The organism is Streptomyces sp. NPDC088400 (assembly GCF_044753355.1).
In the GTDB taxonomy this organism is placed as follows: Bacteria; Actinomycetota; Actinomycetes; order Streptomycetales; family Streptomycetaceae; genus Streptomyces.
Genome location: NZ_JBIVMZ010000002.1, coordinates 26,373 through 41,576, shown reverse-complemented (window position 1 = coordinate 41,576; position 15,204 = coordinate 26,373). Strand labels below are relative to the sequence as shown.

The following is a 15,204-nucleotide window of genomic DNA, read 5'->3' as shown; positions in this document are numbered from 1 at the left end:
GGTGGTACGAGTCATGCGGGTGGTACGCATCAGTTGGTCCTCCATACGACACGCAGACGCGATATCCAGCCCCACAGCAGCCCGGCCACCAGCCCCGTGAGGACCATCGCGCCGAGCAGCCACCAGCCACGGCCGAGACCGAACGCGGCGATGTCGGAGGGCTCGTCGGGCGAGTCGACCAGGTCGACGGAGAGCTCGACGGGCAGGCCCGGCGTGGTCTTCACGGAGTCGGGCGCCGAGAAGGCGTTGCTGACCTGGAGGCAGACCGTCTCCGCGGGCGGAGTCTCGTCGTCGTCGAGGTCGTCGGCCTCCGGCTTCGGATAACGCAGACCGGACGAGATCACATCGGTGCGTCCGTCGCCCGCTTCCGAGCCCCGGACGATCTCTCTGCCGTGTACGGTCACGGCGCGCAGCAGCACACCGTAGTCCCGGTCGACCGCGCGGTCGGCGGCGACGCTGACCGAGGCGCGCAGTTCCTGGCCCGGCCGTACGTCCACGCGGTACCAGCGGTGTTCGGAGAACTTCTCGCGGTCGCTGTAGAGGCCGGGCCTGATGCGAGGAGCGTCGGCGCAGCGCGCGGCACCCGCGGTCGCCACGGGTGTGACGACCGGGTCGGCGGCGCGGTCCACCAACTGCTTGACGCGGCCGGAGAGTTCATCGGTGTGCTGCACCGAGGTGTAGGTGCCGCCGGTCGCCTCGGCGATACAGGTCAGCTGCCGCCGGGTCTTGTCGTCGGGCACCAGGCCCAGGGTGTCGATGGTGAGGTGGATGCCCTTGGCCGCGATCTCGCGCGCGACCTCGCAGGGGTCGAGCGGGGCACAGGTGTCCTCGCCGTCCGTGATGAGGACGATGCGGCGGGTGGCGTCGCCGTCGCCTTCGAGGTCGTCGGCCGCGCCGAGGAGGGCCGGGCCGATGGGTGTCCAGCCGGTGGGGGCGAGGGTGGCGACGGCGGTCTTCGCCTCGGTACGGTCGAGCGGGCCCACCGGGTACAGCTGCTTGGTGTCCTTGCAGCCGACCTTCGTGTCCTTCCCGGGATAGTTCGCCCCGAGGGTGCGGATGCCCAGTTCCACTTCCTGCGGTACGGCGTCCAGCACCTCGTTGAACGCCTGTTTCGCAGCCGCCATCCGGGATGCGCCGTCGATGTCGCGGGTCCGCATCGATCCACTGACGTCGAGGACGAGATCGACCTTCGGAGCCGGATTTTCGGTAGGTTCGTCGGCGGCGATGGCGGCGGGAGGGAAGAGCCCTACGGCCAGGGTGGTCAACAGGCCGCACAGGGCGGCTGCCGACCGTCTTCTTATGATCATCGCCGGATGATAGTGAGGATCGTTTGACGGAGCCAAACAGAAACTGACGCAGCGTCAAGATGCGAATGGGCACACATGAATCGACGAACGAGGTGACCTGCATGAGCGGCAACGCGGAACCGACGGGACCGGACGAATCGGCGGGATCGGCGGGATCAGTTGGATCGCCGTCGGTGGGGTCTCCGAGATCGGCGGGATCAGCGGGATCGACGGTCGGGCTCAGCCGCCGTCGCTTCATGGGAGTGGGCATAAGCGTGGGCGCGCTCGCGGCGACCACGGCCGTCGTGGCGGCGACCGCGCCCGACAGCATCACCCCCGGCGGCACCACGCCCGACGGCAACACGCCCAGCGCGGCCACCGGCGGAGCCGCGCCCGCGCCCTCCCGTGGACGCGCCGCCGACCGGCCGCTGTTCCTCGGTACGTACACCTCCGTCGAAGGCGGCGGCACCGGCGTCGGCCTGGCGACGTACGCTCCCGAAACGGGCACCGTCTCGGGCACCGGCACGCTCTCGGGCGTCGACAACCCCTCGTATCTCGCCGCGCATCCGAACGGTCGCACGCTCTACGCCGTCAACGAGCAGGAGGACGGCGGTGTCACGGCGATCGCTCTCGCCGACGACGGCGACCACCGGATCCTCGGCACGCGCGCTACGGGCGGAGCCGGGCCCACCCACCTGTCGGTGCATCCGGGCGGAAAGTGGCTGCTGAGCGCCAACTACACCTCCGGCAGTGTGGCCGTGCACCCCATCGAGGCCTCGGGCGCGCTCGGCGAACGTACGGATCTGAGCACGCACTCCAGCCCGCCGCCGGGCCCCGGCCAGACCGGCCCGCACGCCCACCAGATCATCACCGCGCCGGACGGCGGCCATGTGCTGGCCGTCGATCTCGGCAACGACACCGTCTACACGTACCGCCTCGACACCTCGGCCGGCACGCTCACGCGGGTCTCGTACGCGAGCCTGCGCCCCGGCGCGGGCCCCCGGCATCTCACGTTCCATCCGTCGGGTGCTTTCGCCTATCTGGCCAACGAGTTGGACAACACGGTCGTCGTCTGCGCGTACGACGCCGGGTCGGGCCAACTCACGCCCGGTGAACCGCAGTCGACGGGCGCGGGCAGTGCGGGGAGCAACTTTCCGGCGCAGTTGGTGGTGACCGGCAACGGCGCCTTCGCCTATCTCGCCAACCGTGGTCACAACAGCCTCACGCGGTACGCCGTCGAGGCGGACGGCGCCGAACTCCGTCTGCTGGACACCGTGCCCGTGGGCGGCGACTTCCCGCGCCAGCTCGCCCTCTCCCCCGCCGGAGCCGCCGGCAGCGGCGGAGGTCTGCTCTTCGCCGCCAACCAGCGGTCGAACTCGGTCACCGTCTTCCATATCGATGAGGAAACCGGTGAACTGCGTTCGGCGGGTGCCCCGTTCACCTCGCCGGTCGCGGTGTGTGCCCTGCCGCTGTAGGGCGTGTCCCTTTCGGCTGAGCCTGAGCCGGGCCGGGCCGGGCCGGGCCGAGTCGGCCCGGGCTCGGGCTCCGGCTCCGGCTCAGCCGCTGCGGTCGATCGTGGCCGCCGTAGCTGTCATGGTGTTCGAGGAACTGGCCGTGCCCCAAGTGGCGCGTACGGCGAGGGACTGGGGCGAGCCGCTGTCCTTGGTGACCGTGGTGTTGATGAGACCGAGGTCCTGCACGACGGCTCCCGACGCCCCGTTGGTGAGTCGGCTGACGAGCGTGGCCTTCCCCGTCCAGGTGGCCGAGGCGCCCGTGCTCACACAGGTGAGCAGGACTTCGACGTCCCAGCCCGCCGAGGACAGCGCGGGGGCGGTGGCGAGCGCGCCCCGTAAAGGCATGAGCTGGGTGCCGCCCAGGGAAACGTCCAGGGCGAGGGTCGGTGTGCCGGTGGTGGAGGCGGTACCCCGTGCCGTGAAGCGGTAACCGGCGCCCGCTGTCGCGTCGTTGGCGGGAATGCTCACCGAAGCGATGGGGGCCTGGGCGGTGGAGTCCGCCACGGTCGCCAGGGCAGGGGGCCGCAGGGCGTTGACCACGTTCGAGCCCGGGAGGGCGGTGGTGCCCGTCGTGCCGGTGACGGGCAGGGCGGTGGAGGTGAGAAGGGCCGCCGAGGTGGTCCATCCGTTGCCGGACAGGTCGTTGTCGGTGATGACACAGCCCGTGGCGGTGCTGGTGAGGCTGACCCCGTTGGCGGTGGTGCCGGAGCCCTTCACCACCTTGTTGCCGGAGATGTGGCAGCCGGTCTGCGACACCCGGATACCGGCGACGGCGGCCGCTTCGATCCGGTTGCCGACGACCAGCGCCCCCGGGCCCGTACGGCCGTCGGTGCCCGCGCCGACGACGATTCCGTGGTTGTCGGCGGTGGCGTCGATCAGGTTGGACGTCACCGAGGCCGAGGCGCAGCCCGCGACGTTGACCGCGTTGGAGGACGTGCCCGTGAGGGTGTTGCCGGTCACGTTCACACCGTCCGAGTACTGCGGATAGATGCCGGTCGACGGTACGGAGTCGACCGTGTTCCCGGCGACGATCGCTCGGGGCGTGCACTGGACCTGGATGCCGTTGGCTGTGCTACCGCTGCTACCGCTCCTCCCGCTCCTGCCGATGACGGTGTTGTCACTGATCCGTACGTCGGCGATGGGCGCGGTGTCGTATCCCAGGACGCGAATACCGGAACCGCTCCGCGCCCCCTCGATCAGGTTGCCGCTGATCGTGACGCCGTAGGAGGTGTAGACCGTACCGGCGGCGGGGTCGGGTACGGAGACGTGGATGCCGCTTCCCGCCGCGTCCCGGACGGTGTTGCCGCTGATGACCGCGCGGCGCCAGCACCAGCCCCGGATCCCCGATTCGAGGGCGCCTTCGACGACGTTCCCGGTGATCGAGATGTCCTCGAAGTACTGGCCCGCGACCTGTGCGTGACTGCCGACGGCCCGGCCGAAGGAGCCCAGCCGGGCGGACGGCCCGAACCAGCAGCCGTCGATGGTGATCGCCTTGCACGGGGTGCCGTCGTAGGCGGGGATGGAGGACGATCCGGACTTGGCCAGATCGATCTGGATCGCCTCCGACGACAGCCGGCTGCCGTCGCCGGAGTTGTCGCGGAAGCCCTCGAACCGGCAGTTCAGCGCCCGCCCGCCGGCCACGGCGTTGAACTCCAGGCCGTGAGCGCCGGAGGTGTCCAGGAAGACGGCGTCCCGCACGGTGATGTCCCGGCAGTGGATGAAACACGCGATGTTCGTCGTGCCGGTCACCAGCCCGCTGCCGGCTCCGTCGCTCGCGTTGCCGTCCCACACTCCGCCCAGGACCGAGATCCGGGAGTGGCCGCCGTAACCGGTGAAGGAGTCGTCCGGCATGAAGTTGCGCAGGCACCCCCGGTTGGCGTGGATGCTGCGGATCGTCGCCCCGTACGCCCACACGGTCGTACGGGCCTTGACGACGAGGAACGTGCCGACGCCGTACGTCCTTCCGCCGGGGATCAGGACGATCCCGCCTCCCGCCGCGTACGCCTCGTCCAGTGCCGCCTGGATGGCCGGGGCGTCGTCGGTGACACCGTCGCCGGCCGCGCCCTTCACGACGTGGAGACCGGCCACCGGGGTATCCGCCAGGGACGTCACGACCGGGACCGCCGGGCGGCCCGTCTCGTACCGGCGGACCGGCTGTCCGTCCGCGCCCGTGTACTCGTAGCAGACCGCCTGTACATCGACGGCCTGGAAGGTACGGATCGCGCCCGGGGTGTCGCTGCCCACGGGGTCGGACCGCAGGGAGGCGATCGGGGTGACGCCGTCCTCCTCGTAGAGGTCCGTGACAGGGTCGCCGGTGCCGACGCCCCTGACCAGGACGGGACAGTCCGGCACGACTGTGCCCGTCGCGTCGGTGAGCACGGCCGAGGGGCTGCCGCCGAAGGTGTAGAGCACGTCCTGTCTCCCGCCGGTCGAGCCAGTGGCCAAGGCCCCCGACTACCGCTGATGTCCATCCGGGTGGGTTCACGGCCCCGTCGCCGTCCCGCGCTTGGAGGACGAGCGGGACGGCGGCGGCGTTGCACCGGAAATCCGTTCGAGGACCGGGCGCTCCAGGTCAGGACGGTCGCACCAGGGGCAAGGTGCGGGGCGGATCCGTCGGCGCGTGTGACACCGCCGTCGAAGCCCATGAGCTTCACCGCGATCGGGCCTTCGTCGTGATACATCGTCAGAATGCCGCTGACGAACGACCCGCGTGCCTTCGCCGACGAGGCCCTGGCCGGCTTCGCCGCCGCCCATCCCGACGAGATCCGCACCGTGCACGGCGGAGTCGTCCGCGCCTCGGCCACTCCACCGGGACAGGTCGCCGTCGTCATCGGCGGGGGCACCGGCCACTACCCCGCGTTCACGGGCTGGGTCGGCCCCGGCTTCGCGCACGGCGCGGCCTGCGGCAATGTCTTCGCCTCACCGTCCGCCTCGCAGATCTGCTCGGTGGCGCGCGCCGCCCACAACGGCGGCGGCGTGATCTTCGGCTTCGGCAACTACGCAGGAGACCTCCTGCACTTCGGTCACGCGGCCGAGCAGCTGCGCGCCGAAGGCATGGACGTCCGGATCCTCGTGGTCACGGACGACATCGCGTCGGGACCGAGCGACGACACGGCCCGGCGCCGGGGCATCGGCGGCAACCTCCCCGTACTGAAGATGCTCTGCGCGGCGGCCGAGGCCGGCCACGGCATGGACGAGGTCGAACGCGCGGGCCGCAAGGCCAACGCCGCCACCCGCTCCCTCGGCATCGCCTTCGGCGGCTGCACCCTGCCGGGCGCCGACCGGCCGCCGTTCACGATCCGGGCCGGGCAGATGAGTCTCGGCCTCGGCATCCACGGCGAACCCGGTATCGAGACGCGGCCCCTGCCCACCGCCGACGAGGTGGCCGACCTGCTCGTGGACGGCCTCCTCGCCGAACGCGCGGCGGCGGCCGGAGCGGTGTCCGGAGCCGGAGCGGTGTCCGGAGACAGAGCGGTGTCCGGAGACAGAGCGGTGTCCGGAGACAGAGCAGTGTCCGGAGCCGGAGACGGGCGCAGAGCCGGGACGGGCAAGGGAAGGGGCAGGGGCGGCAAGGGAAGAGCCAGGAACGGGATGGGGAAGAACGGGAAGGGGGACGGGCTCGGTTCCGACCGGGTGGCGCTGCTCCTCAACAGCCTCGGCGCCACCACCTACGAGGAGCTGTACGTCGTCCACCACCGCGTCGCCCAGCGGCTGGCCGCCGAGGGACTCACCGTCGTCGCCCCCGTGGTCGGTGAGCAGATCACCAGCCTCGGCATGGCCGGTCTCTCCCTCACCCTGACCTTCCTCGACGCCGAACTCGAAGCGCTGTGGACGGCTCCGGCCGCCACCCCGGCCTTCCGGCGCGGTGCCGTCGGCCCCCGGCCGCCCCGTACGGACAACCTCGCCGTCACCCACCGGCTGCCGCCGGTCGTACCGGGCAGCGCCGATTCGCGCGCTCTGGGGGCGCGGCTCGCCGAAGGGCTACGGACCGTACGCGACACCGTGGTGGCACACGAACGGCGCCTCGGCGACATCGACGCCGTGGCGGGCGACGGCGACCACGGCATCGGCATGCGGCGCGGGGCCGAGGCCGCCGTGGAGGCGGCGGACGAGGCGGTCGCCCTCGGGGGCGGCGCCCGTACGGTCCTGTTCCGGGCCGGTGCGGCCTGGTCGGAGCGGGCGGGCGGCACGTCCGGCGCACTGTGGGGCGCGGCCCTGATCGCGTTCGGCTCGGTACTGGGGGACGGTGACGCAGCCGGCGGTGATACGGCCGCCGCCGCACGACCGCCGCATGGCCCCCACTTCCGGCTCACCGGCGGCGTACACCTCACTCCTGGCGTCACTCCTGGCGCACACCTCACCCGTGGCGTACGGGCGGCGGTGGACGCGGTACTGCGGATCGGCGGGGCCAGGCCCGGTGACAAGACGCTGGTGGACGCGGCGGTGCCGTTCGTCGACCGGCTGGAGGCCGCGCTCCCGACGGCCGGATTCGCCGCCGCGTGGGCGGAGGCCGCGCGGGTGGCGGGCGAGGCGGCGGACGCGACCGCCTCGATCGCCGCGCGCCTGGGCCGGGCCCGTACCCACGGGGACCACAGCCTCGGCACGCCCGACGCGGGAGCCGTCTCGTTCGCCCTGATCGTCGCCGCCCTCACCCCGGCCCCCGTGCAGGAATCCCTCAACTCCCTTGAGGGGAAAGGCTGATGCCACGCAGTGCCGTCGGTTGCCCGCCGACGGTGCGGCGGAAGAGAGCGTGGCCGGAGGTGCGACCGGCGGAGATCACGGCCCTGCGGTCCATGCCTCGAACTCGTACAGCGGCTCCCCCAGTGATTGGATGACCACCAGCCCGTTCCCTGCTCGCACCGCACCCCGCACTCCGCACTCCACTTGCCGTCGGCAGCCCGGGCCCAGACTGGAGGTCGCACGATGGTGACGAGGGGACGTACGGGCCAGCCCACCCTGGAGGAGGTCGCCGCACTCGCCGGCGTCGGCCGGGGCACGGTGTCCCGCGTCATCAACAATTCGCCACGAGTGAAGGACACCACCCGGCACCAGGTCGAGCAGGCCATCGCCCAGCTCGGCTACATACCGAACCGCGCCGCCCGCGCCCTCGCGGGGAGCCGCAGCGACGCCGTGGCGCTGGTGATACCGGAGACCGAGAAGCGGTTCTTCGCCGAACCGTACTTCTCCGAGATCGTCCACGGCGTGGGGGGCGCTCTCGCCGACACCGACCTGCAACTCCTCCTCACCCTCGTCCGTACGGAGAAGGAGCGGCAGCGCTTCCTCCAGTACGCGCGCGCCCGCCGGATCGACGGCGTCCTGCTGGTCTCCGTCCACGGAAGCGACCCGCTGCCCGACCTGCTGGCCGGGATGGAGATGCCGACGGTCCTGAGCGGCCGCAGGTCCGGGGACGAATCCGTGTCGTACGTCGACTCCGACAACACGGGCGGCGCCCGCGCCGCCGTACGCCATCTGGCGGACTCGGGACGGCGCGGGATCGCCACCATCACCGGCCCGCTGGACATGTATGTGGCGCAGTGCCGACTGCGTGGGTACGAGGAGGCGGTACGGGACACGTCCGGCGCCCCGGAAATCTCCCGTACCCCGGGCACCTCATGGATCGCCCACGGCGACTTCACGGAGGAGAGCGGACGCCGCGCGATGGGCGAGCTGCTGGAGCGGCATCCCGGTCTCGACGCGGTGTTCGCCGCCTCGGACCTGATGGCGGTGGGCGCCCTGCACACGTTGCGGGCGGCGGGGCGCAGGGTCCCGGAGGATGTGGCCGTGGTGGGGTTCGACGACTCCCCCGTCGCACAGCACACGGATCCTCAACTGACCTCGGTGCGCCAGCCCGTGGAGGAGATGGGGCGCACCATGGCACGGGTGCTGCTGGAGATGATCAATGATTCCTCGGCGGCCTGGCAGCATGTGGTGCTGCGAACGGAACTGGTTCAGCGGGCATCGGGGTGAACCACCGTGCCGGGGCGCCGCGTTGGCGCTCCGGCGCACCGCGCTCCTCTGCGGATCCCGCCTGTTGATGGGCCGTCGCATCCAGATGGACGACGGTGACGGTGCATAAGGTGACGTGCATAAGGTGACGGAGGGCGACAATCCGCCGCGCGAGGACGGCAACCGAAGCCGCACCTCGAATTGCCCGTGACATACCCGCTCTTGACAAGCGAGCGCTCCTGGACAAGGCTCATGGGAGCGCTCCCACACCGGAGGTGGCGGCTCCTGTCACGCCGCCCCGCACAGCTGCCCTGCCCGGTGCGGGAGCGCACCCTGCCGCGAGGCAGGTGAGAGCGCTGTTCCGTGCCGCATCCGTGGGGGACGCGGCACGGAGCAGTGCGCAGCGCCAAGGGTGCCGTGCGGCAGGTGCTCAGACGGTCAGGCGGTCAGGCGGTCAGGCGGTCAGGCGACGGACTCGATCCGCCCCACTCCGGCCGACCCGGGCATGGTGGCCGACGCCCGCGCCGATACCGGCGGCCCGTCGTGATGAATCGGAATGCGCGCCCCTTTCAGCGAGACCCCGCTGCCGCCCCGCCGCGCCGCGACGATCTCCGCGGCGATCGAGAGCGCGGTCTCCTCGGGCGTACGGGCCCCGAGATCCAGGCCGATCGGCGAGTGCAGCCGGGCCAACTCCCGCTCGGTGAGCCCGATGTCGCGCAGCCGTCTGTTCCGGTCCTCGTGGGTGCGCCGGGAGCCCATCGCGCCGACGAAGGCGACCGGGAGCCGCAGGGCCAGCTCCAGCAGGGGCACATCGAACTTGGCGTCATGGGTGAGGACGCAGAGCACCGTACGGCCGTCGACCACCCCGTCCGCGACGGCCGACTCCAGATAGCGGTGCGGCCATGCGACGACGATCTCGTCGGCGTCGGGGAAACGGTCCCGCGTGGCGAAGACGGGACGCGCGTCGCAGACGGTCACGTGGTAGCCGAGGAACGCACCTGCTCTCGCCAGCGCCGAGGCGAAGTCGACCGCACCGAAGACGATCAAGCGCGGGGGCGGGACGCTCGACTCGACCAGGAGCGTCAGCGGTTGTCCGCAGCGCGACCCCCGTTCGCCGACGACCACGGTGCCGGTGCGGCCGGCGTCGAGCATGCCGTGGGCCTCCCCCGCCGCCGTACGGTCCAGCTCCGGGTGTCCGCCCAGGCCGCCTTCGTACGAGCCGTCGGGGCGGACCAGGAGGGCACGGCCGCGCAGTTCGTCCGGCCCTTCGGTGATCCGCGCGAGCGCCGCCGCCTCGCCCCGGGCCGCGGCGGCCAGCGCCGCCGCGAACACGGGCCGGCCCGGCGAGTCGGCCCGTACCGGCGTCACCAGGATGTCGATGACTCCGCCGCAGGTCAGTCCTACGGCGAAGGCGTCCTCGTCGTCGTATCCGAACCGTTCCAGGACGGTACGCCCGTCCGTCAGGGCCTGCCGACACAGCTCGTACACGGCCGCTTCCACGCATCCGCCCGAGACCGAACCGATCGCCGCGCCCTCGCTGTCGACGGCGAGGGCGGCTCCTGGCCGGCGGGGAGCGCTGCCACCCACCGCCACGACGGTGGCCACGGCGACGTCCCGCCCCTGCTCGACCCACCGGTTGAGCTCTTCGGCTATGTCAAGCATGTCGGTCTCCTCGGGGTCTGATGGGCGCTGACGGTTGGCAGTTGACGTTGGGGTGCGTTCGCCCCGGGGTCAGGGGCGGGTGGGCTCAGGAGACGCCCAGCCAGGACTCGATCGGATGGAGCGCGTAGAAGACCAGGAAGATCACCGTGAGGACCCACATCAGGGCCCCGATCTCGCGGGCCCTGCCCTGAGCGGACTTGATGGCCACATAGGAGATGACGCCGGCGGCCACGCCCGCGGTGATGGAGTACGTGAACGGCATCAGGACCACGGTCAGGAACACCGGTACGGCGACGGCGCGGTCGCCCCAGTCCACATGGCGGGCGTTCTGCGTCATCATCGCGCCGATGACGACCAGGGCCGCCGCGGCGACCTCGCCCGGGACGAGCCGTGTGATCGGGGTGAAGAAGAGGCAGGCGGCGAAGAAGAGGCCGGTGACGACGGAGGCGAGTCCGGTACGGGCGCCCTCGCCGACGCCCGTCGCCGACTCGACGAAGACGGTCTGGCCCGATCCGCCCGCCACACCGCCGACGACACCGCCCGCACCGTCGATGAACAGCGCCTTGGACAGGCCCGGCATCCGGCCCTTGCCGTCGGCGAGCCCGGCTTCCGTACCGACTCCGATGATGGTGGCCATCGCGTCGAAGAACCCGGCCAGGACCAGCGTGAAAACGATCATGCCGACGGTCATCGCGCCGACCTGGCCCCAGCCGCCGAACTCGACCTTCCCGAAGAGCGAGAAGTCCGGCATGGAGACGGCGCCGCCGCTCAGCTCCGGCGGGCCGCTGCCCCACGCCTTGGGGCTGACCACGCCCGCGGCGTTGAGGATCACGGCGATGACCGTGCCGATGACGATGCCGATCAGAATCGCGCCGGGCGCCTTGCGGGCCTGGAGCATGAAGATCAGCAGCAGGGTGACGCAGAAGAGGAGAACGGGCCAGCCGGCGAGTTCACCGGCGGGGCCGAGGGTGACCGGCCCACCGCCCTGCGAGGCGTGTACGAACCCGGCCTTCACCAGGCCGATCAGGGCGATGAACATGCCGATGCCCATGGTGATCGCGTGCTTCAGCGCGAGCGGGATCGCGTTCATGATCATCTCGCGGAGGCCGGTGATCACCAGGAGGCAGATCACGGCTCCGTACATCACGCACATCCCCATGGCCTGCGGCCACGTCATCACGGGCACGACCTGACCGGCCACCACACCGGACACGGAGAGTCCGGCGGCCAGCGCGAGGGGCACCTTGCCGAGGAAGCCCATCAGCAGGGTGGTGAGGGCGGCCGCGAGTGCCGTCGCGGTGATCAGGGCCTGCCGGCTGAGGGTGTCGCCCGCGATGTCCTTGCCGGACAGGATCAGCGGGTTGAGGAGCAGGATGTACGCCATGGCCATAAAGGTCGTGACGCCGCCGCGCACCTCACGGCCGACGGTCGAGCCGTGCCGGGATATGTGAAAGTAACGGTCGAGCCAGGACTTTCCGGCCGGGGGACGCGAGCCTGGGCCGGCGTCCTCGGCGGTGCTCCTGGGCTCGGCTGACTGCTGGGTCATGGGTCCTGCTCCCAAGGTTCAAAGGGGCACCCGCGGAAAAGCCTGTGACTGCGGGATTCGGGCTGGGTGTGGGGCTGCACGACCCGGGGGACGGCCCGAGGCGAACCAAAGGTGCTGCGCTACGGAAAGAGGATATTCCGTACTAATTTTCTATCGACGGCCAGGCCTGGGTGGCCGGCCCGGTGGGGCCGGAGACTGGGCGGAGTGGGGCCAGGGAAGGGCGGAGTGGGTCTGGGACAGGGCTGGGTCACGTCCCGGTCAGGTGCTCGGGACGCACCGGCGTCCTGTTCAGCTCAAGCCCCGTCGCGTCCCTGATGGCCGCGAGGACCGCCGGGGTCGACGACAGGGTCGGCGCCTCGCCGATGCCACGCAGACCGTACGGCGCGTGGTCGTCGGCCAGTTCGAGTACGTCGACGGGCATGGTCGGCGTATCGAGGATCGTGGGGATCAGATAGTCCGTGAAGGACGGGTTGCGCACCTTCGCGGTCCTGGGGTCCACGATGATCTCCTCCATCACCGCCACACCGAGCCCCTGCGTCGAGCCGCCGTGGATCTGGCCCACGACGGACAGCGGGTTGAGCGCCTTCCCGACGTCCTGGGCGACGGCCAGTTCGATGACCTTGACCAGGCCCAGTTCCGTATCCACCTCCACGACCGCACGGTGCGCGGCGAACGAGTACTGGACATGGCCGTTGCCCTGTCCCGTACGGAGATCGAAGGGCTGGGTCGGACGGTGGCGCCACTCCAGCTCCAGGTCCACCGCCTCGTCCTCCAGTACGTCCACCAGGTCGGCGAGGACCTCGCCCCCGTCGGTGACGATCTTGCCGCCCTCCAGCAGCAGTTCGGCGGTGGCCCACGCGGGGTGGTACGTGCCGAGCTTGCGCCGGCCCATCTCCAGGACCTGCTCCCGGACGTGCTCGCAGGCGTTCTTCACCGCGCCGCCCGTGACATAGGTCTGGCGGGAGGCGGAAGTCGAGCCCGCCGAGCCGACCTTGGTGTCCGCCGGGACGATGGTGACCTGGGCGACGCCGAGTTCGGTCCGGGCGATCTGGGCCTGGACGGTGACCCCGCCCTGGCCGACCTCGGCCGCCGCCGTGTGCACGACGGCGACCGGCGCTCCGTTGATGACTTCGAGCCGTACCCGCGCGGTGGAGTAGTCGTCGAAGCCCTCGGAGAAACCGACGTTCTTGATGCCGACCGCGTAGCCGACGCCTCGTACCACCCCCTCGCCGTGGGTGGTGTTGGAGAGACCGCCGGGCAGGGCCCGGACATCCGCCGACTCGCCGGCCGCGAGCCACTGCTGACCGGGCGGGAGCGGCCGGGACTTGACGCGGCGCAGCAGTTCGGCGACGGGCGCCGGGGAGTCCACCCGCTGCCCCGTCGGCATGACCGTGCCCTGCTCCATGGCGTTGAGCTGCCTGAACTCCACAGGGTCCAGGCCCAGTTGAGCCGCCAGTCGGTCCATCTGCGCCTCGTAGGCGAAGCACGCCTGGACCGCGCCGAAGCCGCGCATCGCCCCGCAGGGCGGGTTGTTGGAGTAGAGCCCGATCGCCTCGATGTCGACGTTGTCGATGACGTACGGTCCGGCCGAGAGGGACGCGGCGTTGCCGACGACGGCCGGGGTGGTGGAGGCGTACGCGCCGCCGTCCAGCACGATCCGGCACTTCATGTGCGTGATCTTGCCGTCGCGCGTCGCGCCGTGCTCGTAGTGGAGCTTCGCCGGGTGGCGGTGGACATGACCGAAGAAGGACTCGAAGCGGTTGTAGACGATCTTGACCGGTTTGCCGGTACGCAGCGCCAGCAGGCACGCGTGGATCTGCATCGACAGGTCTTCCCGGCCACCGAACGCACCACCGACGCCGGACAGCGTCATCCGGACCTTGTCCTCCGGGAGCCCGAGGACGGGCGCTATCTGACGCAGGTCGGAGTGGAGCCACTGGGTGGCGATGTAGAGATCCACACCGCCGTCCTCGGCGGGCACGGCGAGGCCGGATTCCGGTCCGAGGAACGCCTGGTCCTGCATGCCGAAGACGTAGTCGCCGGAGACGATCACATCGGCGCGCCGGGCGGCCTCGTCGGCGTCGCCGCGCACGATGGGCTGGCGGTGGACGATGTTCGGGTGCGGGACATGGGGGGCGTGCCGGTCCTCGCGGTTCGCGTGGACCAGTGGCGCGCCGGGAGCGGTCGCCGTGAACTCATCGGTGACGAGGGGCAGTTCGGCGTAGTCGACGCGGATCTTGGCGGCGGCGCGGCGCGCGGTCTCCGGGTGGTCGGCGGCGACGAGGGCGACCGGCTCGCCGTGGTGGCGGACCTTGCCGGTGGCGAGGACCGGGGTGTCCTGGATCTCCAGGCCGTAGTTCTTGACGTCGGTGGGGAGATCCTCGTAGGTCATGACGGCGTAGACACCGGGGGTCGCGAGGGCCTCGGCGGTGTCGATGGACCTGATGGTGGCGTGGGCCACGGTGGAGCGCAGTGTGTGGCCCCACAACATGTCTTCGTGCCACATGTCCGAGGCGTACGCGAACTCGCCGGTGACCTTGAGGGTGCCGTCGGGGCGGAGTGTCGACTCCCCTATGCCGCCCTTGGTCTTCGATCCCTGGCTGATGTCGGTGGGGGTACCGGTGGTGGCCATGGTCAGACCCCGCCTTCCTGACGGGCGGCCGCCAGGCGGACCGCGTCGAGGATCTTCTCGTAACCGGTGCAGCGGCAGAGGTTGCCCGAGAGGGCCTCGCGGATGTCCGCGTCGGTCGGGGACGGATTGCGCTCCAGCATCTCGTCGGCCGCGACCAGCAGGCCGGGGGTGCAGAAACCACACTGGACGGCACCGGCATCGATGAACGCCTGTTGTACGGGGGACAGTTCGCTGCCCTCCCCCGCCTGCGCGTCGGAAGAGCCCTTGGCCTGCCGGCTCTTGGCCTCGTCGAGCGTGATGCCGCAGGAGCCGGGGGCCCCGGAAGCTCGGGTGGTGCAGCCGCCTCCGGGATGGGTCTCCTCGCGGTGTCTGGCGTAGTCCGCGAGGCCCTCGACCGTAAGGACCTCACGGCCCTCCGCCTGACCGGCGGCGACCAGGCAGGAGCAGACCGGCACGCCGTCGAGCCGTACCGTACAAGAACCGCATTCGCCCTGCTCACACGCGTTCTTGGAGCCGGGAAGGCCCATGCGCTCGCGCAGTACGTACAGCAGGCTCTCGCCCTCCCAGACGTCGTCGGCTTCCTGTTCGCGTCCGTTGACCGTGAAATTCAGGCGCATG

General features: G+C 71.1%; 9 protein-coding genes. 3 read left to right on the top strand and 6 right to left on the bottom strand.

The window, feature by feature from the left end:
* Positions 1–29 precede the first annotated feature (29 nt).
* Positions 30–1,307, bottom strand: coding sequence for a VWA domain-containing protein (locus ACIQD6_RS05160; protein ID WP_401878247.1), 1,278 nt, complete (start codon positions 1,305–1,307; stop codon positions 30–32).
* A 236-nt stretch (positions 1,308–1,543) separates the two neighbouring features.
* On the opposite strand from ACIQD6_RS05160, the gene ACIQD6_RS05155 reads away from it, so the two are divergent.
* Positions 1,544–2,761, top strand: a complete 1,218-nt coding sequence (locus ACIQD6_RS05155) for a lactonase family protein (RefSeq protein WP_401878244.1) — start codon at positions 1,544–1,546, stop codon at positions 2,759–2,761.
* Between the two features lie 81 nt (positions 2,762–2,842).
* Here ACIQD6_RS05155 and ACIQD6_RS05150 read toward each other — a convergent pair whose 3' ends face one another.
* Entirely contained in the window at positions 2,843–5,212 is a 2,370-nt protein-coding gene (locus ACIQD6_RS05150) for a right-handed parallel beta-helix repeat-containing protein (protein ID WP_401878242.1), read from the bottom strand.
* A gap of 276 nt (positions 5,213–5,488) precedes the next feature.
* Between ACIQD6_RS05150 and ACIQD6_RS05145 the strand changes: the two genes are divergently transcribed.
* On the top strand, positions 5,489–7,501 hold the full coding sequence (locus ACIQD6_RS05145; protein WP_401878239.1) for a dihydroxyacetone kinase family protein: 2,013 nt from the start codon (positions 5,489–5,491) through the stop codon (positions 7,499–7,501).
* Between the two features lie 222 nt (positions 7,502–7,723).
* Positions 7,724–8,767 (top strand): LacI family DNA-binding transcriptional regulator, encoded by a 1,044-nt coding sequence (locus ACIQD6_RS05140; RefSeq protein WP_401878236.1) that lies wholly within the window; start codon positions 7,724–7,726, stop codon positions 8,765–8,767.
* Between the two features lie 441 nt (positions 8,768–9,208).
* Here the strand turns inward: ACIQD6_RS05140 and ACIQD6_RS05135 are convergent, their stop codons facing one another.
* The 4 genes from ACIQD6_RS05135 to ACIQD6_RS05120 all read right to left on the bottom strand — a co-directional run bounded on the left by ACIQD6_RS05135 (position 9,209) and on the right by ACIQD6_RS05120 (position 15,203).
* A complete protein-coding gene (locus tag ACIQD6_RS05135; protein ID WP_401878233.1) occupies positions 9,209–10,408 on the bottom strand; it encodes an XdhC family protein in 1,200 nt (399 codons plus the stop codon).
* Between the two features lie 85 nt (positions 10,409–10,493).
* Positions 10,494–11,954 (bottom strand): NCS2 family permease, encoded by a 1,461-nt coding sequence (locus ACIQD6_RS05130; RefSeq protein WP_401878230.1) that lies wholly within the window; start codon positions 11,952–11,954, stop codon positions 10,494–10,496.
* Positions 11,955–12,201: 247 nt separating this feature from the next.
* On the bottom strand, positions 12,202–14,586 hold the full coding sequence (locus tag ACIQD6_RS05125) for a xanthine dehydrogenase family protein molybdopterin-binding subunit (protein ID WP_401878227.1): 2,385 nt from the start codon (positions 14,584–14,586) through the stop codon (positions 12,202–12,204).
* A 2-nt stretch (positions 14,587–14,588) separates the two neighbouring features.
* A complete protein-coding gene (locus ACIQD6_RS05120; RefSeq protein WP_401878226.1) occupies positions 14,589–15,203 on the bottom strand; it encodes a (2Fe-2S)-binding protein in 615 nt (204 codons plus the stop codon).
* Position 15,204: the final 1 nt, after the last annotated feature.

Bases quoted from the DNA above. Each gene is read 5' to 3' on its own strand.
- ACIQD6_RS05145 (WP_401878239.1), top strand. From the start codon at position 5,489: ATGCCGCTGACGAACGACCCGCGTGCCTTCGCCGACGAGGCCCTGGCC.
- ACIQD6_RS05155 (WP_401878244.1), top strand. From the start codon at position 1,544: ATGGGAGTGGGCATAAGCGTGGGCGCGCTCGCGGCGACCACGGCCGTC.
- ACIQD6_RS05140 (WP_401878236.1), top strand. From the start codon at position 7,724: ATGGTGACGAGGGGACGTACGGGCCAGCCCACCCTGGAGGAGGTCGCC.
- ACIQD6_RS05120 (WP_401878226.1), bottom strand. From the start codon at position 15,203: ATGCGCCTGAATTTCACGGTCAACGGACGCGAACAGGAAGCCGACGAC.
- ACIQD6_RS05160 (WP_401878247.1), bottom strand. From the start codon at position 1,307: ATGATCATAAGAAGACGGTCGGCAGCCGCCCTGTGCGGCCTGTTGACC.
- ACIQD6_RS05135 (WP_401878233.1), bottom strand. From the start codon at position 10,408: ATGCTTGACATAGCCGAAGAGCTCAACCGGTGGGTCGAGCAGGGGCGG.
- ACIQD6_RS05130 (WP_401878230.1), bottom strand. From the start codon at position 11,954: ATGACCCAGCAGTCAGCCGAGCCCAGGAGCACCGCCGAGGACGCCGGC.
- ACIQD6_RS05125 (WP_401878227.1), bottom strand. From the start codon at position 14,586: ATGGCCACCACCGGTACCCCCACCGACATCAGCCAGGGATCGAAGACC.